This is a genomic window from Mesorhizobium sp. WSM3864 (assembly GCF_002294955.1).
Classification (GTDB): domain Bacteria; phylum Pseudomonadota; class Alphaproteobacteria; order Rhizobiales; family Rhizobiaceae; genus Mesorhizobium.
Genome location: NZ_NSGD01000009.1, coordinates 164,882 through 185,835, shown reverse-complemented (window position 1 = coordinate 185,835; position 20,954 = coordinate 164,882). Strand labels below are relative to the sequence as shown.

18 protein-coding genes and 1 tRNA gene are annotated in these 20,954 nt (G+C 61.9%); 6 read left to right on the top strand and 13 right to left on the bottom strand.

What is annotated here, in order from left to right:
- Positions 1-63: 63 nt before the first annotated feature.
- Positions 64-1,170: a hypothetical protein gene (locus CK215_RS19880; RefSeq protein WP_095831907.1), complete on the bottom strand. Its 1,107-nt coding sequence runs from the start codon at positions 1,168-1,170 to the stop codon at positions 64-66.
- A gap of 284 nt (positions 1,171-1,454) precedes the next feature.
- On the opposite strand from CK215_RS19880, the gene CK215_RS19875 reads away from it, so the two are divergent.
- The 3 genes from CK215_RS19875 to CK215_RS19865 all read left to right on the top strand — a co-directional run bounded on the left by CK215_RS19875 (position 1,455) and on the right by CK215_RS19865 (position 4,112).
- Positions 1,455-2,378: a D-alanyl-D-alanine carboxypeptidase family protein gene (locus tag CK215_RS19875; RefSeq protein ID WP_095831906.1), complete on the top strand. Its 924-nt coding sequence runs from the start codon at positions 1,455-1,457 to the stop codon at positions 2,376-2,378.
- Between the two features lie 474 nt (positions 2,379-2,852).
- Entirely contained in the window at positions 2,853-3,779 is a 927-nt protein-coding gene (locus tag CK215_RS19870; protein WP_095831905.1) for a DUF1003 domain-containing protein, read from the top strand.
- 256 nt (positions 3,780-4,035) lie between these two features.
- Positions 4,036-4,112: transfer RNA gene (locus CK215_RS19865), tRNA-Arg, on the top strand.
- A 100-nt stretch (positions 4,113-4,212) separates the two neighbouring features.
- On the opposite strand, the gene CK215_RS30820 is transcribed toward CK215_RS19865, so the two are convergent.
- From CK215_RS30820 to CK215_RS19810, 9 genes are all read right to left on the bottom strand, one after another.
- Positions 4,213-4,803: a DUF6339 family protein gene (locus tag CK215_RS30820; RefSeq protein ID WP_141245495.1), complete on the bottom strand. Its 591-nt coding sequence runs from the start codon at positions 4,801-4,803 to the stop codon at positions 4,213-4,215.
- Positions 4,804-4,956: 153 nt separating this feature from the next.
- Positions 4,957-5,793, bottom strand: coding sequence for a hypothetical protein (locus CK215_RS19855; protein ID WP_095831903.1), 837 nt, complete (start codon positions 5,791-5,793; stop codon positions 4,957-4,959).
- Positions 5,783-7,714 carry a hypothetical protein gene (locus tag CK215_RS19850; protein WP_095831902.1) on the bottom strand — a complete coding sequence of 644 codons (1,932 nt, stop codon included), beginning with the start codon at positions 7,712-7,714 and terminating at the stop codon, positions 5,783-5,785. The genes CK215_RS19855 and CK215_RS19850 overlap by 11 nt, the downstream gene beginning before the upstream one ends.
- The gene (gene dcm / locus CK215_RS19845; protein ID WP_095831901.1) at positions 7,680-8,696 is read right to left on the bottom strand and encodes a DNA (cytosine-5-)-methyltransferase; all 1,017 of its coding nucleotides are present in this window, start codon (positions 8,694-8,696) and stop codon (positions 7,680-7,682) included. The genes CK215_RS19850 and dcm overlap by 35 nt, the downstream gene beginning before the upstream one ends.
- Before the next feature lie 402 nt (positions 8,697-9,098).
- Entirely contained in the window at positions 9,099-9,476 is a 378-nt protein-coding gene (vsr, locus tag CK215_RS19835; protein ID WP_245418739.1) for a DNA mismatch endonuclease Vsr, read from the bottom strand.
- Between the two features lie 265 nt (positions 9,477-9,741).
- Positions 9,742-10,290, bottom strand: coding sequence for an aminotransferase class I/II-fold pyridoxal phosphate-dependent enzyme (locus CK215_RS19830; RefSeq protein ID WP_095831898.1), 549 nt, complete (start codon positions 10,288-10,290; stop codon positions 9,742-9,744).
- A 154-nt stretch (positions 10,291-10,444) separates the two neighbouring features.
- Positions 10,445-11,245 carry a class I SAM-dependent methyltransferase gene (locus CK215_RS19825; protein ID WP_095831897.1) on the bottom strand — a complete coding sequence of 267 codons (801 nt, stop codon included), beginning with the start codon at positions 11,243-11,245 and terminating at the stop codon, positions 10,445-10,447.
- Positions 11,246-11,721: 476 nt separating this feature from the next.
- Positions 11,722-12,807, bottom strand: coding sequence for a nitronate monooxygenase (locus CK215_RS19815; RefSeq protein WP_245418738.1), 1,086 nt, complete (start codon positions 12,805-12,807; stop codon positions 11,722-11,724).
- 65 nt (positions 12,808-12,872) lie between these two features.
- Entirely contained in the window at positions 12,873-13,988 is a 1,116-nt protein-coding gene (locus CK215_RS19810) for a LacI family DNA-binding transcriptional regulator (protein WP_170950333.1), read from the bottom strand.
- A gap of 543 nt (positions 13,989-14,531) precedes the next feature.
- Between CK215_RS19810 and CK215_RS19805 the strand changes: the two genes are divergently transcribed.
- From CK215_RS19805 to CK215_RS19795, 3 genes are all read left to right on the top strand, one after another.
- On the top strand, positions 14,532-15,494 hold the full coding sequence (locus tag CK215_RS19805; protein WP_095776910.1) for a sugar-binding protein: 963 nt from the start codon (positions 14,532-14,534) through the stop codon (positions 15,492-15,494).
- 121 nt (positions 15,495-15,615) lie between these two features.
- Positions 15,616-17,181 (top strand): sugar ABC transporter ATP-binding protein, encoded by a 1,566-nt coding sequence (locus CK215_RS19800; protein ID WP_095831936.1) that lies wholly within the window; start codon positions 15,616-15,618, stop codon positions 17,179-17,181.
- Positions 17,178-18,173 carry an ABC transporter permease gene (locus CK215_RS19795; RefSeq protein ID WP_067002847.1) on the top strand — a complete coding sequence of 332 codons (996 nt, stop codon included), beginning with the start codon at positions 17,178-17,180 and terminating at the stop codon, positions 18,171-18,173. Before CK215_RS19800 ends, CK215_RS19795 begins: the two co-directional genes overlap by 4 nt.
- A gap of 131 nt (positions 18,174-18,304) precedes the next feature.
- Here CK215_RS19795 and phnN read toward each other — a convergent pair whose 3' ends face one another.
- The 3 genes from phnN to CK215_RS19780 are packed head-to-tail and all read right to left on the bottom strand — an operon-like array spanning position 18,305 to position 20,805.
- Complete coding sequence (phnN, locus tag CK215_RS19790) at positions 18,305-18,931, bottom strand: phosphonate metabolism protein/1,5-bisphosphokinase (PRPP-forming) PhnN (protein WP_170950332.1); 627 nt, start codon at positions 18,929-18,931, stop codon at positions 18,305-18,307.
- Positions 18,928-20,067, bottom strand: a complete 1,140-nt coding sequence (locus CK215_RS19785; RefSeq protein ID WP_095831895.1) for an alpha-D-ribose 1-methylphosphonate 5-triphosphate diphosphatase — start codon at positions 20,065-20,067, stop codon at positions 18,928-18,930. Before CK215_RS19785 ends, phnN begins: the two co-directional genes overlap by 4 nt.
- 30 nt (positions 20,068-20,097) lie before the next feature.
- Entirely contained in the window at positions 20,098-20,805 is a 708-nt protein-coding gene (locus CK215_RS19780) for a DUF1045 domain-containing protein (protein ID WP_095831894.1), read from the bottom strand.
- Positions 20,806-20,954: the final 149 nt, after the last annotated feature.

The following is a 20,954-nucleotide window of genomic DNA, read 5'->3' as shown; positions in this document are numbered from 1 at the left end:
CGGTTATAAGGCTCTGCCGCACGCCTTTGAGATCGGTCGGCATCCTATGGCGGAGCAAGGGCCTCAGGCGGGCACGGAACGGCCGATGCGCAGGAATTCGCCGTCGAACGGTATCTCCTTCGCTGAGCCATTCGGGGCAAGGACGCGCAGTCGATCGGTCGCTTGTTCCAGGCCGCTTGGCGGTTCGACGTCGGCTGCCGGAACCGCGCCGATGACATGGCGGAAGGAGACGCTGCGCCCTTCGGCAAGCGCGAAGGCCGTCGCCACGCCCTCATGCTTCAGCCAGTTGTCGCCGAGCGAGGCGGCGTGGCCGACCGCGGCGCGGCCGTCCTCGATGCCGAGCACGCCGACATGGCGGCCGCTCCAGGGCGCATAGTCGCGCCCGCCATTGCTGAACCACAGCATGGTGACCGGCAGCTCGGCCGGGTTCTTCAGCACCAGCACCAGATCCTGCTCGGCGCGGCGGGCGAGCGCCGTCCAGCCCGGCCCGCCATGATCGGCCTCGACCAGGGTGATGAAATCCTCGCGCCGGTCTTCCATGCGGTAGTCGGCGAGATCGGCGGTGCCGCCGGCCGCGAGCGGGAAACGGGTTAGGTCGGTGGCGCGGGCGGGATAGGCCAGGCGAAACCGGCCGCGCGCCGGATCGGGCTCCAGCGGGGTCGCCGGCGTGACCGCCAGACGTTTCGGCGAGAAGGCGAGCCGGCCGCCGTCCTGCATCGCCGTCATCGGATGGTGGGCGACGGAAATGGCGCCGGAACCGCCGGAGAAGATGTGTTCCTGGTAGAGGAAGGGATGGTTGTCGCGCAGCATGAAGAGCTTGTCGATGGAAGCTCCCATCACCTTGCGCCGCAAGCGGAAAACGGCGCGCCAGCCGCCGGCGATGGCACTGCTTTCGACGACATCCCACTCGCTGTTGGCGGGCCAGCCATGGAGGGGTGCTTCCTCGACATCGCTGGTGGAGAACGGCGCGCAGAGGAAGTCGCCGGACAGGCGCACCGTGCCTTCGGGGAGGTTTTCCGGCAAGGTCGCGCGCGGCGAGCCGACCCAGGGCGCGCGGTGCAGCGGTTTTAGGCGGCGGCCATCGGCCTCGATTTCCAGGGCGGCGATGTGGCCGACGGCGAGATCGAGCGAAACCGAGATGCCTTTTGCGTTGATGCTGAGGGTGTCCATTGCCAAACCTCGAATCTTCGGTGACAACAAAGCCTGACCGGCGGCAGCGGCGCAAGCAGGGCGATAGGCATTTTGCATCAAGCGAATGCCACCAATTGTCGAACTCGGCGCCGCCGACCTTGAAGGCAATTCAACCTCCTGCAAACCGCCAAAAGCTGGGCAAATGCCTCATTCCCGCCGTTAACCAGTTGGACGGGGCGGATGCGGTACGCTAGCTTCGCCGCATCTCCGCAACCGTTTTTGAAACAATCTTGTCCACTCCGCTTTCGCTCCTCCACAAACTGATGGCCGCGCTGGTCCTGCTGCTCCTCATTGCCGGCTGCACCACCGCCGCGCCGCCGGAGACCGTGCTGGCCGTGCCGGCGCAGCCGCAGAAATATGCCGCGATCGTGGTCGACGCTTCGACCGGCAAGATGCTGTTCGAGGTCAATTCGACGGCGCAACGCTATCCCGCGTCGCTGACCAAGATGATGACGCTCTACATGCTGTTCGAGGCGCTGGAGAGCGGCCGGGTGAGCAAGGAGACGCAGATCCCGGTATCCAACCACGCCGCCGCGCAGCCGCCGACGAAGCTGCGCTTCAGGCGCGGCGAGACGATCGACGTCGATTCCGCCATCCGCGCCATGGTGGTGAAGTCGGCTAACGACGTGGCGGTGGCGGTGGGCGAATATCTCGGCGGCGGCAGCGAGGAGCAGTTCGCCGCCATGATGACCGCCAAGGCCCGCCAGCTCGGCATGACCAGCACCAATTTCCGCAACGCCTGCGGCCTGCCCGACGACGGCCAGGTGACGACGGCGCGCGACATGGCGGTGCTGGGCATCGCGCTGCAGCGCCGCTTCCCGCAGCATTTCCATTATTTCTCCGAAAGCGATTTCATGTTCCGCGGCCGGCTGGTGCGCGGCCATAACGACATGCTGGGACGGGTGCGCGGCGTCGACGGCATCAAGACCGGCTATATCCGCGCCTCCGGCTACAACATCGTCACCTCCTACAATGCCGACGGCAGGCATCTGATCGTGGTGGTGATGGGCGCCCAAAGCGCGCGCCAGCGCAACGACCATGTCGAGGCGCTGATCCAGCGCAGCTTGGCGCCGATGAGCGCCGATGCGCAGACGCGGCTGATGTATGCCGGCCAGCAGCCCGCCGCTTCGGCGCTTCCGGGTTTGCCGGCGCAAGGGTCGTCGCTGCCGGGTTTGCCGGCGCAGTAGCGAAGCCCGGGTGGCGGCGGCCTGCTCAAGCGACCGGCCAGATAGCCCGCCGGCGGTGACCATGGCTCCAGCGAGGCAGGACCGATGCGTTCGGCGGTGGCGCTGCCCCTCACCTGCCTGCCGGCATCCTCTCCCCGTAAGTGACGGGGAGAGGGGCGCTCTCATCGCCGGTTTCGCCAATAGCCAGCGGTGCAGAGGAAGGCGCCGAGCCTGCGCCCAGCCTCCTTCTCCCCGTCTATACAGGGAGAAGGTGCCGGCAGGCGGATGAGGGGCGGCGCTGCCCCGAGAGATTTGTTGTTGCTCAGTAAGCCCTTTCAACCGAATCTTCCCAGAATTGGATCTATGTCTTTGCGCGCCGAAAGCAGATCCATCCATCACAACAACTTGTTCGGTCACACCAGCTTCACAGTCGCGATGGATATGCCGCGCCGGCTCGGCGTATCGTATCGAAGCCCGAGAAGAGGAGCACTGAGCATGGCCGGCGACCCAAAGGCATCCGCGCAGACAATAGCCGACAACGAAAACGACTCGGGCGGCGAATATCTCGAGGCGGCCACCGTGCCGGAAGATCAGCATGAGGCGGCGGACGAGATTCTCGAAGCGCCGGAGGTGCCGGATTCGGAGCCGCACCTGCCCGGCGCGGCGCGCGCAAAGCCCAAGAAAAAACCGTCGGCGATCAGCGGCCGGAAGTTCCGCAAGCGCGACCTGGTGCGCGTCGACGACCTCAGGCCGAGCCTCGCCGACCGCATCCGCTCCGACCATCCCGACCTGCCGCGCGGCGCCCGCATCAGCCGCGAGGAGCTCGCCCGCTACCGCATGCGCTACATGGAGGAATTGCTGCAGCAGGAGCATGGCGAATTCTCCGAGCTCGACCGCCAGGTGGTGGAATCGATCGCCAGACAGGACACGATCTCGGAAAACTCGGAAGAAGAGTTCGAGGAGCGCCGCTCCTTCGCCGACCGCGTCTCCGACGACATGGCGGCCTTCGGCGGCAGCTGGTGGTTCCTGATCTCGTTCGCGGCGGTGCTTCTGATCTGGATCGGCCTCAACCTCTTCGAGGGCGCGGCCGCCGCCTTCGATCCCTACCCGTTCATCCTGCTCAACCTGCTCCTATCCTGCATCGCCGCCATCCAGGCGCCGATCATCATGATGAGCCAGAAGCGGCAGGAGGCGAAGGACCGGCTGCGCTCCTTCAACGACTACCGGGTGAACCTCAAGGCCGAGCTCGAAGTGCGGCACCTGCACGAAAAGCTCGACTACCTGATCTCACGCCAATGGCAGCGCCTGGCCGAGATGCAGCAGATGCAGCTCGACGCCATGCACGAGCTGACCGCGAAGAAGCAGAAGCGGGCGACGCGCGGGGTGCAGCGGAGGGTGGCGAAGAGCGAGGCGGAGGGGTGAGGGCTGGCGAGAGCTTGCGCCTGAACAACGCTCGGAAGTCGCGATGCATTGCCGAAGCGGGGCCGCCGGCCTCCGAGCCTACATTAGTTGGGACCGCTCGCTCTCGACTCCGGCACCTCCACCGGACGAATGCGAGCCTGCCCGCTACGGCGAATATTCCGCCAAGCCAATTGCCCGTTGAAGCCGGCACGCGCTTCCGCTAAGAAGCCGTGGCTGGCCGGCTCACCGGCCGGTTCGTTTTCCGGTTTCCCGGGAAGCACCCGTAGCTCAGCTGGATAGAGCGCTGCCCTCCGAAGGCAGAGGTCACAGGTTCGAATCCTGTCGGGTGCGCCAGTTTTCCATTTGTAGTCGATTGACCGTTAACGATGACGGGCCTGCGGCACTGTGATGCGGCCTTGTCAGGTAATCTGTTCAATTTCCAACAGTCGATATCTCAGTATCCTGCAACGCCGAGGCGCGTCTCCATAACAGAGTCAAAAATCTTGTGAATTTCCGATTCTGGCAAGACATCAAGCAACCGAAATCCACCGATAGAGTTAAGATCCATCATGATGGCTCTGAACGTCTTCCGCTCAAAAAGTGCCTTCTTCCCCGCCGCCGATTTAACTAGCCCTCGCAGGATCACCGAGAAAACATTCGTCGACTGAGCTATCGTGGGCCTCTCGATGATGTTGGCTCGCACGTCGGCGCGAAACAAGAAGGCATCAAGAGCCTGTTTCTGATCCACTCCAGCGACACGTGTACATAGATGCGACATCCACCACAATCGCGATGCTGCGTTGTCGCGCTCAATCTGGCGATTAGTCCGTGCGAAAAAATGTGTTTCGATATGCGCTACAGCCTTCTCATCGTCACTAGGTATAGGCCAACGGGCGCGAACGTAATCGAGCAACACAGTATGTGTGAGGTGGCACCATAGACGCTCATCACGAGCATCATATGGCGTCAACTCGGAGAGGTACGCATGAACGGCTAGGCAATTTTCAACTTCGTAGAATTCCTCACCTACGGGTACCTTGAGCATCTCCAACGCTTTTGGTTGAGGGGAAATGGGAAGCTCATGGTACTGTGCGGCATCGAGATCAAGAAACGAGAAATTGCCTGATCTGTATAGCTCGATTTTCTAGTATCGACTTTCTAAGTGTAACTACAGCTGAATCTCGCAAAATTCGCAATTTCATTGCTCTGTTCCTTGAAATACATACGCCTCAATCAGCTGAAAAGGGCTCCTCATAAGTTTCTCTGCTATTAGGTACTCGTCATGCTCATCTATATTTATGCCGTCGTTATGGCACTTCTGCCGTATAACCTTATCCCAACGTGACTCGTTGTCTTCTGAGCCTGATTTGAGAATGGATATGCACTGCATGACCGCAGCGAAATATATTGAGTTCATCAACACTGCCCGGTGAGCCTTGTTGTTTCTAGCTTTGTCGATCAACTCTTTTAGTTCTAAGCTAACACAAATCTGAACCTTGTCATCTGTGGTTCGAACTTGCCATTCGTGCCCTATGATCGAATCGTCCCCTATTAGCACGAACACGGACGATAGAGGTTTGAACACGTCACGATCGATATATATTGCCTGTGGCCTGTCTACTGCCAGAACTGAGCCAATTTCGTATCTAAAAGGACCTTCACCAAATTCTGAATTTATAAGTTTACTTTTATAGTTTGTAATGGTTTTAACAGACGCTATGTACGGGAACACCTGTACCTCGCCCCGCAACCTTCCGGCAGGGAAAGCAACTTTGAAGCTGTCCTCGGGAGACGAATGAACGTGACGAAAATAGGTATCCCGGCACGCAAACACAGTCGTATATTGGGCTCTCCCTGCCTCTACCTCCGCGCGTAACTCTTCAACGCTCAGATGAAAGGCAACTTCTGCGACCACCTCTTGCCCATCGGCTGATGGTTCAAACTCTACTGTTACTTGGATATCCCCATCGACGTAATCATCTACGTCCGGCCTCAGCACAGGATATGGAAAGGCTCTTAGGCTATCAAACTGCATGAGCTTTCACCTTAATCGTACCTTCGAATACCCTGTCCAACTCTACGTCAACTGTAAGGCGCTGATTCATGTTGCACTGAATGGACAGATCTCCATTAGCAACGACGCCGACTGACGCAGACGTTATTTTCAGGATTCGGTTTGTGTCGGCACCTGAATCTTCGAGTGTCACCTTTACTTGTCCCCCAACCTCGGGAGTAAAGGAAATTCGCCTCCGCGCGGGAGACAGCACGACCGCACGAACGTTTTGTAGCGCCAGTGTGGAGACATGATTCTTCGATGATCCTGCACCACCATCGCCACCTTTGGTTGCGTCGCCGCCAGTTGACTCGTTGCTACCCGAGCTGCCGCCCGATCCGCCCTCGTCGCCGTCACCGTCGCCAGTGTCATCTCCATCATCGCCATCATCACCGGGAAGATTGTCATCTTGGGAATGGTCCTCCTGACTGTCGGAAGCCGCCGACTTCTTCTTCGGTAAAGGACGCGCTCGAATTTTCAACGCCCCCCTTGGGTTTTCGTCGCCGTTCTTTTCCTTGGAGCCGCTACCCTCTTCGTCATCGCCAAAAAACTCAGCCAGCTCGTCGATTTCTGAGACCTCGGCAATGGGGTCTTGAGCGTGGCGCTGCAACATCTGCCGCACCCACTCCGCTAGCTCACGCAACGCAACTCGACCGGCCCTCTGTTGCTGTAAAGTAGGCAGGCGATCTGGCTCGAAGTCATTGTGGGGCGGTGGCTCCATCGCCCGTAGCAAGGCGTTCCCTTTGTCGCTGAGACACTCTAAAACAGCTACGAACTCTTTGAACTCCCCGAAACGTCTCAGACGAGCGAGTTCGGAGGTTATGAGCATTCCGTTCCGCAAAACAGCCACGCGCTTCGGAAGCCCTTCCCCAACGAGTATGTGAAGCCGACAGTGCCCCAGCGAAGCATTCTGGGTCTCCTCAACCTTACTCTCGGTGCTTGAAAGCGCCCTCAAAAAATGTCCGCTGTTCTGAAATGTCTCCGGCTCTTCCTTCTGATCTTTGATAGCGTTTAAGATGTCTTTGTCGGCGAAGAAATCCGGTAACGTCCCCGCGTTAAGCACCGGGCCACCCTCGATCGTCAGCGTAAGCTCGCCACGGCAGATGGCCCCGAAAAAGCTTTCACCGATACTGGCAGCGAGTATTCTTTCCCATCCTTTATTCGCCATAAAGCCCAATATGCTGAGGGTTGTCCCGGTGCTCCCGACCTCGTGACCGTTACAATGTAGCCAGGCCGGCAACTCATCTAGGTTTCCAACCAAGGGCTGACAGTTTTTTCGTATTCCCCAAAAACCAGTCCCTCGATAGGTGGCGCCACCGCTACGGTGAGACATTAGTATCGCTTTGCCCTGAACGTAGTGGTGCATAGCCCCGCTCTCGTCGCTCCACCGGGTGCTCAAAAAAATCGTCCGCAAACCGGAAACCGTGAACGGTGCGAATTTGCCAATCCCGAAAGAACCCGTAGCCGTGCCGGACTCCTTCTTCGATTGGCCAGTCGCCTTCATCAAAGCGAAGTACGGATAGCCCAACTCACATGGACCTTTAACGCCAGAGGTGTTACTATCGGAAAACTGCAAAACTGAGATTTTCGACTTCCCCAGGAGGTCAAGCGCCGTCTCAAAAAACTGCTTGGCCTTTTCTCCCTCTGCATGGGACTCCGCGACACATAACTCCAATGCAGACCGCAACTCATCCACGCTGGGAACGCTTATCGTCGGCACCTCGACAAGGCGAACACTTATCGCAACAGGCGAAGATATCGCAGCATCAAGAGCGTTCTGCGTTCCCTCTCGCCCTAGTGAGCGAAACGGCGACCCCGCAAAATGCTCCATTCCCGGCTCATTGAAGCCGTCCCATTGCTGAGAATTGTCACGCGGAAATTCGAAACCGACCTTCGCCACCATCTGCCCTTCCCGTCTCTAACCGCCTGCGAACAAATTTAGCCAACTCTTCCGCAACCGGAACCGCTACCGCGTTACCCACTTGAGTGTATCTTTTTGCCCACGGGACACTCTCGGGGAACGCAAATCCTTTTGGAAAGCCCTGCAACGCCAAGCATTCGTATTCTGTTAACTTCCTCAACCCCGACGGCGCAAACACAAAAGGAACGTTATGCCCGCCGAGCCCCATATTGGCCGTGAGGGTTGGGCATACACCAGGCTCTTTCGTTCTAACAAGATACTTCCTCAATTGGTATATCTGCCGATCACCTTCGGCAGCATTATTTATCATGTGATAGTATCTATTATCCTTTGGCAAATAGTATTGCTCATCTACATCGTTGTCAAAGTCAACAAAATCACAAAGATCTTTTGCTTTCACCGATTTTGGTTTTGGAAATTCAAATCGCCCGCTGATAAAATGATCCGTCGAAAGCGCGACCATGAAAAGGCGCACACGTTGCTGAGGCAGGTCAGTAAATTTGTATGCATCAATCTCTTGAGCATTTTCATCTCTGAACCAGTAACCAGCTTTTCTGATCTCGTTCTGAAGTCGAAGAAACCACGCACCGCCGTCACCGTAACGAAAGAACGGAGCATTTTCCAAGACCAGAACAGGGGGTCTCTTGGGCCCAAACTCTCGAAGCAACCTAATAATCTCAAAGAACAGTTTACCTCGATCATCATCAAAACCGGAACGTGTTCCCGCCTGCGAGAAACTCTGGCATGGGAAACCGGCATGAAGGACATCTATCGGCTCCAAGTCATCGGCCGCGACGGACACCTCTCGGATGTCCTTTTGGATGATTCGGGGCGTCGCGACGTTGGCTCGATAGGTTTCAACGGCGTGCTGATTCAGCTCCAGCGCCCACTGAGTTTTAATCCCTTGGCGCTCGAATCCTAAACAGAACCCGCCGATGCCGGAAAAAAGCGCAGCGGCCTTCATCGAGGGAGCCTGAAATCAGCGTCCCGGGTGGGCGTCATACTGGCTTTGAAGCGAAGCTCTACGTCTTGCATTCTCTTTGCGACAGCTTTGAAGATGGTTTTCACGTCCTCCTCTGAGTAGGCGTAATTCGACCTATTTGAAAGGTTGCCCAGGAGGTCCAAGTCCTTCAATATCTTCCTTGTCCTTGCTTCCGCCAGGCGGACAAAATTATCCCGTGCGCTCCCCATTACACCCTCCTATCTGAGCGTGCTCGGTATCAGGAAAGCATCCGAATGTCAATATGACGCGTACATATCAAAAATCTACGCGTTGAATTGGCGATCATCAGGAACCCTTTCAGCACCAAATAGTACAGAAGCAGCTTGAACCGAATGCTGCAATGCTGGGCTGGGCACAAGCGCACTAGTGATTCGAGCCAAAATAGCAGCGAAGCTTATCTTCAGCAGCAGACAAAATGTGCGTTTCACACTCCCAGATCTCAACCACGCGCCAGCCTGCCTGCTGGAGTTTTTGCTTAGCATCAGTATCGCGCTGAACGTTGCGGGCGAGTTTTGGGAGCCAGTATTCTTGGTTCGATGCCGGCAGTTTGGCAAACCGGCATCCGGCATGTTGGTGCCAAAAGCAGCCATGAACGAAGATCACTGTTCGGTATTTTGGGAGAACCAAGTCGGGTGTGCCGGGCAAATCGCGACGATGAAGTCGGAACCGAAAACCGAGACGATGCAAAATCCGGCGTACAGTCCGCTCTGGGGTGGTATCGGCCGATCTAATACTGCCCATATTGAGGCTTCTCTGCCGAGGGGTGTGACGGTCGATCACTGAGACAAGCCCAATCGCCCGAGAGTCTCCCCAAGTCGTCCATCAGCAGATAGAATATTGTGAAATAAATTCAATGCGATAGGCCTTGCTCTTGCGCCCCAGCATCGCCAATCCTAGTGCTGGCAAACCCATTAGCGCAACCAGCTCTTTTTTGACCAGCGTTCTACTGTTGAAAGAGGTGGCCCGATGGCACGTCGCGTGCTGCGGTCATCCGCCCCAAGATCCACTATGGAACTTGGCGGCCCCCGCGCTCGTTGTTCCTCCTGTCAGCGTCTCGCGTGTCGCCGCCGCCAACCTCTCTATCCGGTCCTCGTCTGCGCCGCGTCACAGGCCCCAGCACCAGCCCCTGCGTCGGCGCCGTGTTCTGGAAATATTTCGACAGCGGCGAGTCGTTGATCGCCTTTAGCGCCGCGGCTTGACCGACCGGCATGTCGTCGATGCCATCCTTGAGATATCCCACCACCTGGATGCCGGGTTCGGCGAGAGAGAGGGTAATCTTGTCGCGCAGGCGCTCGGCCACGATCTCGCGAAAGAGCTGGCGGCGCTGGGCGTAGATGCGGCGCATGCGCTTCAAGTGCCGGCTCATATGGCCTTCGGTGCTGAAATCGGCCAAGGCGGCCTGCAACAGCAGCGGCGCGAATTGGCCGGTGGTGGAGAGCGCGTTGACGATGCGGCCGGCGAGCTCGACGAGAAGCACGACGAAGCCGAGCCGCAGCGCCGGGAACAGCAGCTTGGCGAAAGTGCCGACATAGATGACGCGGCCGGAGCGGTCCATGCTCTAGATCGCCGGCACGGGACTGCCCTGAAAGCGGTATTCGCCGTCGAAACGTCTTCGATCACCCAGGCATTGGCGGTCTCGGCGATGTCAAGCAGCCGCAGCCGCTCCTCCAGGTGCATGTGATGCGGCGCAGCTCGGATCGCGCCGAAGGTCAGGGCACGATGCCGCGGCAGGCCCAGGCGACGTTGGCGAAAGACCTCGGCCCGTCGGCACGACCGGCCTCATAGGCATCGTGGACTGCAGCCTCCGTGCGGGTCCGCTCGGCGGCGTCGAGCGTGGTCATGTATTTGCCGAGCGGGCCTTCGCCGGCGGCAATGGGCGCCCAGTAGTCGTCGAAATTCTGATAATCCATGCGGATCATCAGCTCGGTTTCGGTGACGTCGGCCAGGCCCTGTTCGACAAAGGTCCGCTTCATTTCGCCGGGCTGCATCATCGGCTGGAAGCAGTAGCGATTGCGCAACTGGCGGCCGCTTTCGCTGAGCGCGGCCACGGTGTCGATCATCATGCGCATGGCCGGCATGCCGCCAAGATGGTCCCACACAACAGCCGCGACCACGCCGCCCGGCCGCGTCACGCGGCGCATCTCGGCCACCGCCTTGCCGGTCTCCGGGACGAAGTGAAGCACCAGCAGCGCCATCGCACGGTCGAACACATTGTCCTCGAAAGGCAGCGCCGTGGCGTCCGCCTGCTGAATAGTGATGCGCGGATCGGTGTTCCTCTCCTTCGCCGCCGCGACGAAGACGGATGAGAAGTCGATGGCCTGGATTTCGGCGAGATCGCGCCACTTCGCCAGTTCGAAGGTCAGGCTGCCGGTGCCGCAGCCGACGTCGAGGATCTTCTCGCCGCCGGCCAGGCCGACGAAGTCGATGAACTTGGGCGCGAGCCTGCGGCTCCAGCGGCCCATGAGCTGCTCATAGCCCGATGCCGCGTGAACGGTGAAGCTTGATGTCATCCCGTCCTCCCTTGCTGGTTTCAGCCTAGACCCACGCGGGAACCATGCCAAGCAACGAAACCAGCCTCGTCCCGAGATCGCACAGGTGGGCGTTGGCAGGAGCATACGATGCCGAAGCCGAGCGCCAGTGTTCTATCGCGACCAGATCGCCGCCGACCGAGCCCGGATCGCCGAGATGAACGCGTTGGCGGAGGGCCTTCCTGTTCCGCCGCCGTATCCGGTCATGGCCCGGCTTTTCGCCGCCGCAAGCGAGGATGCCGACGCGATTCCGCGGCGTGATCGGATCGCCATGTGCGTTTCGCAGCCGCAGATCACCAGTGCGCATATGGCGGCAAAACTGGCCGAGCTGGCGGTCGCCCCTTGCCGCCGAATGCCGGCATCATCGATCGCGACCGGATGGCATGCCTGCCTGCCGGCCGATCTTTTCGCAGTCCGGATTGCAACTTGTCCGGGACGTCAACGAGCGGAGACTTCGCTCACGCAGGCGTCGATTTGCCGGTCGAAAGCGCTTCGAACACCTCGCCGGTTTCGGCCACGAGCGTCTGCATCAATTCGCCGGCAGGAAGCTCCCGGTTCAAGGCGGCCGCCTGCCCATAGAGATGAAAGGCGAAATCTCCTTTTGCACCGGCCTCGCCGAGCGGAGCGCTGAGCGCAACCATTTGCGGGAAGTCGGGGAGGTGCGCCCGGTTCACCTCCATCTCCAAGGCGAAGCGGGTGCGTCTCGCCCGCGCCGCGCGGCCGGTGAAGGCATCGGTGACCATGGTGTCCATGTCCGTGGCGGCGCGGATCAGGGCTCGGCGCGGTCCGTCCGTGCCGGCCTCGTCGCAAGACAGGAAGCCGGTGCCGATCTGCACGCCGCTGGCACCAAGCGCGAAGGCGGCCGCTATGCCGCGGCCGTCGGCGATGCCTCCGGCGGCAATGACCGGCAGCTTGACGGCATCCACGACCTGGGGAACCAGCGCCAACGTTCCCACGCCGTCACCGGGACGGTTGGGAGCGTGCGATCCCCGGTGGCCGCCTGCCTCCCAGCCCTGAGCTATGACCGCGTCGGCTCCGCCGTCGGCGAGTTGGCGCGCTTCGGCGACATTCGTCGCGGTGCTGATAACCACGATCCCGGCCTCCTTCAACTTGGCGACCGCGGCCGCGTCCGGAATGCCGAAATGGAAGCTGACGACCGGTGGCCGGATCTCGAGCAGCAATTCAAGCTTTTCATCGTCAAAACCCGGTCCGATCGGCGGAAGCCTCCGCGAGGGTTCGTCGAGCGACAGCTCCTTGTAGTAGGGCCGCAACCTGTCGATGACCTGGGTCAGTACGGCGTCGCTGGTGTCTGGTCTGGGAAAAACAAAGAAATTGAGGTTGAAGGGACGCTCGGTCGAGGCGCGCAGCTGGCGCGCAGCGGTGCGCAAGCCGTCCGGCAGCATCGATGCGCAGCCGAGCGATCCCAGCCCGCCGGCATTGCTCACCGCGGCGGCGAGTTCCGGAGTCGCCGCGCCGGCCATCGGAGCCTGGATGATCGGATGTTCGATCTTTAGGAGATCGCATAAACGACAGTTCGGCCACACGAGCGTTTTTCCTGTGTCGGGAAAGGAACACGCGCAGTCCATCATAGGCCCGGATCAGGGCGGGGTCACCGGAATTGTGCGAGGCACGCTCCCACGCTTTCCCGCTCCACCAGCGGGCATTCAAGCTTGGTGATGGGATAGCGGCCGCGGCCTAGCGTTGGCGGCGTCTCCAATTGCTCGATCGCCCATTGGCCCATTGCCAGATGCGGAAGAATCGATGTGGTCAGCGGCGGGAAGAGGTGACGGGCGATCTCCTCGTCGTCATAGCCGATCACGGAAATGTCCCCGGGGATATGCAGGCCCGCCTCCTTCAGCGCCTCGTAACAGCCGATCGCCGTGCGGTCGTTCTGGCAGAAGATGGCGGTCGGGCGGTCCTTCAGCGCAAGCAGCTTCACCGTCGCGGCATAACCGGCGCTGGCCGACCAGTCGCCCTCCACCACCAGGTCCGGATCGAAGGGGATGTCGGCGGTGGCCAAAGCGCGGCGATAGCCCTTCAGCCGATCCTGCGCCGCCTGCATCCAGGGCTCGCCGGTGATGGTTGCGATGCGGCGGTGGCCGCGGCTGATCAGATGCCGGGTGGAGCTCTGGCCGCCGGCGATCTCGGAAGGCACCACGGCCGGGAAGGCATAATCGGCGGTGTAGCAGTTGAGCAGGATGACCGGAATGTCGACGCTGTAGAGGAACTCGGGCGCGGTGATCTCGCGGGTGAAGATGGTCATGTAGATCAGCGCCGAGAGGCCGCGCCGGGTGAGCGCCTGGATGGCACGCGGCTCCATGACGGCGTCACCCATGGTCTGCGCCACCAAGAGCACGTTGCCGGCATTCCAGGAGGCCTGCCGCGCGCCCTCGATGGCCACAACCGCCTCGGGGCTGGTGGCGAGCTGATCGACGGCAAAGCCGATGACGCCATCCAGTCCTTCGAAGGGCGTGACGGGCGGACGCAAAGCTGAAAAGACCGGCGGCGAATAGCCCAGCGCTCTAGCTGCCTCGATCACACGGTCGCGCGTCTGCTGCGACAGCCTGATGCCCGGCGAATTGTTGAGCACGAAAGAGACCGTCGCCTGCGAACAGCCGGCGGCCCTCGCTATATCGGTCATGGTGACCCGGCCCTTGGGCTTGGCCGAGGCCTTGCGGCGTCTGGACGTTTCCCGTGGATCGCGCAGTTGCGTCGGTTCGCTCATGGTCTTTTCCCAAACCTGCCGGGCTGTTCCGCAAAGCCCGCCACCGAGCGGGTATGCTTATAACTATTATCACTAAAAAGAGCGTTGGCACCAGCCACGGCACGCGGCGACAAAATGGCCAAAAAGGTCAGCAAAGCTGTCATTTTTCCCGAGTTTTGCCGACCCGACCAGCGCAAATCCTGCTTCCGCCGGCGCCCACCGCGGCACCCGGTTCGCCGTGGCTGGGGCGCCGGTCCGATCCCGCGACTAATACTATTTACTAATATCGGTAAGCGATCTACTGTCAACGCGTCGCCGGGCGAGCTGCGGCGACGGCATCTGGGAGGAGCGCAGGTTCGCTGCCCGGCAATTTGCCGGAAGAGGGCTGCCCTCATCCTCACGAAAATGTCAGACAAATCGGACTATTTACGAACGTCAAATCTGTGTCTAGTGTTTCGGTCGCGGCTGGATCGGCCCCGGACTTAGGTGCCAGACCCTTGAGGAGGAGGGCGTCCAGGCCGCAGCCGAGACAGCAGCGATGAGTTTCAAAAGGGAGGTTGAAGCATGAAATCCATGATACGCAACGCGTCCGTCGCCGCGGCGGCCTTGGCTATTGGCCTGACGGCCAGCGCAGCCGTGCGCGCCGACGACAAGCCGACGCTGGCCTTCGTCGTCAACGGCGCGTCAGACTTCTGGAAGGCGGCGGAAGCCGGCGTGAAGAAGGCGCAGGGCGAACTGCCCGACTACAATCTCGAGCTGAAATATCCCGAGCAGTCGTCGGTCGCCATCCAGCAGCGCCTGATGGACGACCTGGTGACGGCCGGCGTGAAGGGCATCATGGTGTCGGCAGTCGACCCGAAGACCTCGACCGACGGGCTGAACAAGATCGCGTCCGAGACCGCTCTGTTCACCACCGATAGCGACGCCCCGCAGACCAAGCGCGTCGCCTATATCGGCTCGTCCAACGTCGATGCCGGCAAGCAGGCGGCCGAGATCGCCAAGAAGGCGATGCCGAACGGCGGCAAGTGCCTGGGCTTCGTCGGCCTGCTCGGCGCCGACAATGCCAAGGAGCGCATCGAGGGCATGAAGGAGGGGCTTGCCGGCAGCAAGATCGAGCTGGTGGACGTGCGCGGCGACGACATCGACCAGGCGCGGGCCAAGAAGAATGTCGAGGACGCGCTGGTCGCCAGCCCCGACATCACCTGCATGGTGGGCTTCTACTCCTACAATACGCCGCGCATCTATGAGGCGCTGCGCGACGCCGGCAAGCTCGGCCAGATCACCGTCGTCGGCTTCGACGACGATCCGATCACGCTGGGCGGCGTCAAGGAAGGCACGGTTGCCGCGACCGTGGTGCAGCAGCCCTTCGAATGGGCCTATCAGGGCATGAAGCTGATGGCCGCCTACCTCAAGGGCGACAAGTCGGGCATTCCGGCCAACGGCTTGATCATCGTGCCGACCAAGATCATCGGCAAGGACGATGTCGACGCCTATGCCGCCAACCTGAAGGCGATGGCCGGCAAGTAATCGATGCACAGTTGCGCCGGCTCAAGCTTCGCCTTGAGCCGGCGTCCGTATTGACGGGCCGCATGCGGCCCGTCAGTCTGCAGCCCACCGGCTGCCGATAAGCGCGATGAACAATGGCGTGATGAATTATTCCGACCCATCCATCGTCCAATCCGCTCCGTTCCTGAGCCTCGAGGCCGTGCGCAAGACCTATCCCGGCGTCGTGGCACTGGGCGGCTTCTCGATGGAGGTCAGGCCGGGCGAGGTGATCGGGCTGGTCGGCGAGAACGGCGCCGGCAAATCGACATTGATGAAGATCCTCGGCGGCGTGACGCGGCCGGACAGCGGCACCGTCACCGTCGACGGCGTCGCGCATGACGGCTTGACCGTGGAAGCCAGCATCGGCTCCGGCATCGCCTTCGTGCATCAGGAACTCAACCTGTTCGAAAACCTCGACGTCGCCGCCAACATCTTCTTCGGCCGCGAGCCGCTGAAGGCCGGGCCGCTGAGGCTGGTCGACCGCGCCAAGCTGCGCGAGATGGTGGCGCCGCTCCTGAAACGCGTCGGCGCCAATTTCTCGGCCGACGCGCCGGTTGCCTCCCTGTCGCTGGCGCAGCAGCAGATGGTCGAGATCGCCAAGGCGCTGTCGATCAAGGCGCGGCTGGTGATCCTCGACGAGCCGACCTCCAGCCTGCCGATCGCCGAGACCGAAAAGCTGCTCGACGTGATCAAGGGGCTGCGGGCGGAAGGCATCAGCGTCATCTTCATCTCGCACCGCCTGCACGAGGTCGAGCGCGTCGCCGACCGCGTCGTGGTGCTGCGCGACGGCATGCTGGCCGGCACGCTGCCGAAGAGCGACATCAATCACGACCAGATGGTCAAGCTGATGATCGGGCGCATGCTTAAGCACCGCGAGAAAGCAGCGGAGGCGGGGCGCGCGCCGGGCGGCGTCGCGCTCTCGGCAACAGCGGTGCGCACCAGCGCCTATCCCGATCACCCGGTCGACCTGGAGCTTCGGCGCGGCGAAATCCTCGGGCTTGCCGGCCTGGTCGGCTCCGGCCGCACGGAGCTCGCGCGCGTCCTGTTCGGCATCGACGAGCGGCTCGGCGGCAGTGTCGCGCTGGACGGCAAGGCGCTCAATGTCGGATCGGCCGCCGATGCGGTGGCGAGCGGCATCTTCCTGGTGCCCGAAGACCGCAAGCTGACCGGCATCCTGCTCGATCTCTCGATCGCGCAGAACATTTCGCTGCCCAATCTGCCGGCGCATGCGAAGCGCTCGCTGGTGTCGACCAGCGCGGAGCTCGCCACCGCCGAGAAGCAGAAGAAGGATCTCGGCATCAAGGCGCCGTCGGTCCTGACCCGCACCGGCACGCTGTCCGGCGGCAACCAGCAGAAGGTGGTTCTGGCCAAATGGCTGGCGATGAACCCCAAGGTGATGATCCTCGACGAGCCGACGCGCGGCATCGATATCGGTGCCAAGGCCGAGATCTACGCGCTGATGCGGGCGCTGGCCGATGCCGGCGTCGCGGTGCTGATGATCTCCAGCGACATGGAGGAGGTGATCGGCGTCTCGGACCGCATCGCGGTCATGCATGAGGGGCAGATCTCCGGCATCCTCGACCGGGACGATTTCAGCCAAGAGAACGTGCTGTTGCTGGCGGTGGGCAAGAAGCCGAAGCTGGCGCAAGCCGCGGGAGGAGCGCAATGAGCAAGAAAGACCTCGGCCTGCTGGTCCTGATCCTGGTGGTCGGCGCGGTGGTCACGGCTATAAATCCGCGCTTCCTGTCGACGATCAATCTCGCCAACACCTCCAACCTGGTCGCGCTGTTCGGCATCCTGTCGATCGGCCAGGCCTTCGTCATCATCACCGGCGGCATCGAGCTTTCGGTCGGTTCGCTGATCGCGCTGCTCGGCACGCTGTTCATCGACTTCATCGCCGTGCGCGAGATGGACTGGCCGTTGGCCTTCGTGCTGATCATCGTGCTCGGCGCCATCATCGGCTTCATGCATGGCTGGCTGATCACGCGGCTCAAGATGCAGCCTTTCGTGGTGACGCTTTGCGGCCTGCTGATCTACCGCGGCGTCGCCCGTTTCTACACCGCCGACGGCACGGCGGGCTTCGCTTTCGGCCAGAATTTCCCGGATCTCGAATTCCTGACCGCCGGCCGCTCCGGCGGGTTGCCGAATTCCTTCATCGCGCTGATCGTGATCGCCATCGTCATGTGGGTGGTGCTGCACCGCTCGGTGTTCGGGCGCTATCTCTATGCCATCGGCAAGAATGAGGAAGCGGCGAAGTATTCGGGCATTCGCACCGGGCGCGTGGTGATCGCGGCATACGTGATCTGCGGTGTGCTGACGGCGCTGTCGGCGATCTACTTCGCCATGTACACGCGCTCGATCTCGCCGGCGAGTCACGGCCAGTTCTATGAGCTCTACGCCATCGCCGCGGCGGTGCTTGGCGGCTTCTCGCTGCGCGGCGGCGAGGGCTCGCTGGTAGGCGTCATCCTCGGCACCGTGCTGCTGCAGGAACTGCAAAACCTCGTCAATCTGCTCGGCATCCCGTCCTCCCTGAACTTCGCGGTGATGGGCGGCGTCATCCTGATCGGCGTGCTGGTCGACCAGCAGTGGGGCGTGTTCCGCGCCCGGCGCCGGATGATGGAGGCGTCGCGCCGGAATGTCGCCGGCGCGCCGGCGGAGTAGCTTCCCTCGTCCGATCTCGGCAGGCAGCGGCGCAAATTTCAACTTCGCGTGCTGCACACATTTTTTGGACGTTGGCGCCGACATCAACAAGTCTCGGCTCAACCTCCCACTCGCGAGCCGGCATCACTCCGTCAGATCATGTCCGAAAGGTCCGAGAACGCCATCGCCTTGCGCAGCACGTCGGCGAAGCGCTCGCCGGCGATCTCTCTGGCGCCGCTGTTGTCGATGGAGGTGACGTCCGGTCCGGAAAGCGTCACGCTGGTGCTGCGCGCCAGACGCGCCAGCACTTCGCCGCGCGATTCACGGCCGCGCGCCGCCAGCCGCTCGGCGAGGATCTCCGGCGCCGCGGTGATCTCGACCACCGCCAGGTTGGCATAGCGCTCACGCAGCGCCGGGATGACGGCACGGGAGACGTTGGCCACCGCGACATGACCATTGGCGATCGCCCAATCGACATCGGCCGGCAGGCCATAGCGCAGGCCATGCGCGTCCCAGCAGATGGCGAAGGCGCCGTCCGCTTCCGCCTCGGCGAAGGCGGCGTCGGCCAGCGTATCGTGGTCCTCGCTGGCGGAGTCGCTCGGACGGGTGATGACGCGGCGGACGAACTCCAGCCGCGTCTCGCCGGCAAAATGCGCCCTGGCGTAGCCGATCACCGTGTCCTTGCCGGCGCCGCTCGGCCCGACCACCGCGACGAAGACGCCGTTGCGGATCGCAAGGGTCTCGGTGAGCTCGCGTTCGATCAGCGCAGAAACCATCATGCGACGCGCCTGCCCTGACGCCAGACGTTGCGCACGACCGGCACATGCTGGTCGACGCGCACGCGCACGAGGTCGGCGCGCCGGCCGGGCTCGATGACACCGCGATCGCTAAGGCCGACCGCTTCCGCCGGGTTCTTCGAGACCATGGCGACCGCCTGCGGCAGCGAAATGCCTTCCACGACATCGCCGAGGAAGAAGGCGGACTGAATCAGGCTGAAGGGGATATAGTCGGACGACAGGATGTCGAGCAAACCGTCGCCGGCAAGCGAGCGCGCCGACACATTGCCCGAATGCGAGGAGCCGCGCATGACGTTGGGCGCGCCCATCAGCACTCCGAGGCCTGCCGCCTTCGAGGCCCTCGCCGCCTCCTCGGTGGTCGGGAATTCGGCAACGCGCACGCCCTGCTCCACCGCCTCGTCGACATGGCCGGCTGTCGCATCGTCGTGGCTGGCAAGCACGATGCCGCGCTCGCGGCAGGCGGCGGAAATGAAGACGCGGTTCGGCCCGGAATTCTTGGCCGATTCCGCCATACGCTTCTCGCAGAATTTCTGGAAGTCGCGGTCGGTGAGCTTCAGCTTGCGCTGGTAATAATAGGCGTAGGTCTCAAGATCGACGAACTGGCGCTGGCCCGGCGCGTGGTCCATCAGCGAGGCGAGCTTCACCCTGTCGTCGGTCTCGAAATTGGCGAAGGCCTCGAGGCAGTCCGGCGCCGAGACCTCGCAGCGCAGATGGATGAAGTGGTCGGCCCTGAGCCGATCCCGGCGCACGCTGTCCTCGATCGCGTCGGCGAGCTTGCGCACGTCGTCGGACTTCAGGTCGGCATCCTCGTCCATGCCGACACGCAAGGCGTCGAGCACCGTGGTGATGCCGGCGGTCGCCACCTGCGCATCGTGGGCGAGCACGGCGGCGATCGGGTTCCAGCGCACTTTCGGACGCGGCGCGTAATGGCCTTCGAGGTGATCGGTGTGCAGCTCGACGAGACCCGGGATGATGTAGTCGCCGCCCATGTCCTCGCCGGTGCGGGCCGCACCCGGCTCGATCGCGGCGATCAGCCCATCGCGCAGCAGCAGCGAGCCCGCGACGATCTCGTCGGGCAGCACGATGCGGGCATTGTTCAAAACGGTCTCGGCGGTCATTTCAGCAGTCCTATCTCAGGCGGGCGGACATCAGGCGGTTTTTCTGGCCGGGCCGCGTCCAAGCACGTGGTGCGAGAGCACCATGAAGGGCGCGCCCGGTTCGGTTTCGACGAACAGCGTCAGCGCATCCACCGGCACCGGACGCTGCAGCACGTCCGCGAACAGGCTGTCGATTGCAGCGCGAAGGCGCGGGCTTTCCTGTGGCCCGACCCGTCCGGAGAGCGTCATGTGGAAGCGGAACGTCTCGAAGACGTAGGGATAACCCCACTGGCAGAGGTTGCGAAACTCATCCGGCTTCAGCGAGTCTGGGCTGCGGCGCTCGATCTCGGCCTCGGTCAGCGGCGCGCGGAAGCGGTCGAAAGCGCGCACGACCGCGCCGGCGAAACTGTTGAGCGGCTCGAAAGGACTTTCCGGCACCAGCGCGAAGAAGCCGTCGATCTGGCCGACGACCAGACGCGGGATGACGACTGGTGGCGTGGCCTCGGCGAAATCGTCGAGCGCCGCCCGCAGCGAGGCTTCCGTTTCGCTCGGCGCCAGCCGGAACGGCGCCTTCAGCGTCGCGTGGAAGCCATAGCGCCGTGCCGAGGCGGTGTGGAAGGCAACTTCCGCCGCCGACAGGTCACCCACACCCTCGACCGGCCGCGTCGGCGCGCCGAACGGGTAGCGCCCCAGCCAGTTGGCGGCGATCCGCGCCAGCGGCTCATCCTGCCTCGGGGTAAAGTAAATGGCATAGCGCATCGAAAATCCTCGTCAGACCGCTGCCATAGGTGATTTCCATGACGGATTGACGAAGCTTTCATGGGTTTTCGAAGGCAACCCAGGCTCCGGCGGTCCTTAGCCGACGATTTTCCCGAACTGGACCAACAGGTTGAGGGCTATGAAAAATC

Excerpts from the sequence above, each read along its gene's own strand:
- CK215_RS19880 (WP_095831907.1), bottom strand. The coding sequence starts at position 1,170 with ATGGACACCCTCAGCATCAACGCAAAAGGCATCTCGGTTTCGCTCGAT.
- CK215_RS19875 (WP_095831906.1), top strand. The coding sequence starts at position 1,455 with ATGGCCGCGCTGGTCCTGCTGCTCCTCATTGCCGGCTGCACCACCGCC.
- CK215_RS19870 (WP_095831905.1), top strand. The coding sequence starts at position 2,853 with ATGGCCGGCGACCCAAAGGCATCCGCGCAGACAATAGCCGACAACGAA.
- CK215_RS30820 (WP_141245495.1), bottom strand. The coding sequence starts at position 4,803 with ATGCTCAAGGTACCCGTAGGTGAGGAATTCTACGAAGTTGAAAATTGC.
- CK215_RS19855 (WP_095831903.1), bottom strand. The coding sequence starts at position 5,793 with ATGCAGTTTGATAGCCTAAGAGCCTTTCCATATCCTGTGCTGAGGCCG.
- CK215_RS19850 (WP_095831902.1), bottom strand. The coding sequence starts at position 7,714 with ATGGTGGCGAAGGTCGGTTTCGAATTTCCGCGTGACAATTCTCAGCAA.
- dcm (WP_095831901.1), bottom strand. The coding sequence starts at position 8,696 with ATGAAGGCCGCTGCGCTTTTTTCCGGCATCGGCGGGTTCTGTTTAGGA.
- vsr (WP_245418739.1), bottom strand. The coding sequence starts at position 9,476 with ATGGGCAGTATTAGATCGGCCGATACCACCCCAGAGCGGACTGTACGC.
- CK215_RS19830 (WP_095831898.1), bottom strand. The coding sequence starts at position 10,290 with ATGGACCGCTCCGGCCGCGTCATCTATGTCGGCACTTTCGCCAAGCTG.
- CK215_RS19825 (WP_095831897.1), bottom strand. The coding sequence starts at position 11,245 with ATGACATCAAGCTTCACCGTTCACGCGGCATCGGGCTATGAGCAGCTC.
- CK215_RS19810 (WP_170950333.1), bottom strand. The coding sequence starts at position 13,988 with ATGAGCGAACCGACGCAACTGCGCGATCCACGGGAAACGTCCAGACGC.
- CK215_RS19805 (WP_095776910.1), top strand. The coding sequence starts at position 14,532 with ATGAAATCCATGATACGCAACGCGTCCGTCGCCGCGGCGGCCTTGGCT.
- CK215_RS19800 (WP_095831936.1), top strand. The coding sequence starts at position 15,616 with ATGAATTATTCCGACCCATCCATCGTCCAATCCGCTCCGTTCCTGAGC.
- CK215_RS19795 (WP_067002847.1), top strand. The coding sequence starts at position 17,178 with ATGAGCAAGAAAGACCTCGGCCTGCTGGTCCTGATCCTGGTGGTCGGC.
- phnN (WP_170950332.1), bottom strand. The coding sequence starts at position 18,931 with ATGATGGTTTCTGCGCTGATCGAACGCGAGCTCACCGAGACCCTTGCG.
- CK215_RS19785 (WP_095831895.1), bottom strand. The coding sequence starts at position 20,067 with ATGACCGCCGAGACCGTTTTGAACAATGCCCGCATCGTGCTGCCCGAC.
- CK215_RS19780 (WP_095831894.1), bottom strand. The coding sequence starts at position 20,805 with ATGCGCTATGCCATTTACTTTACCCCGAGGCAGGATGAGCCGCTGGCG.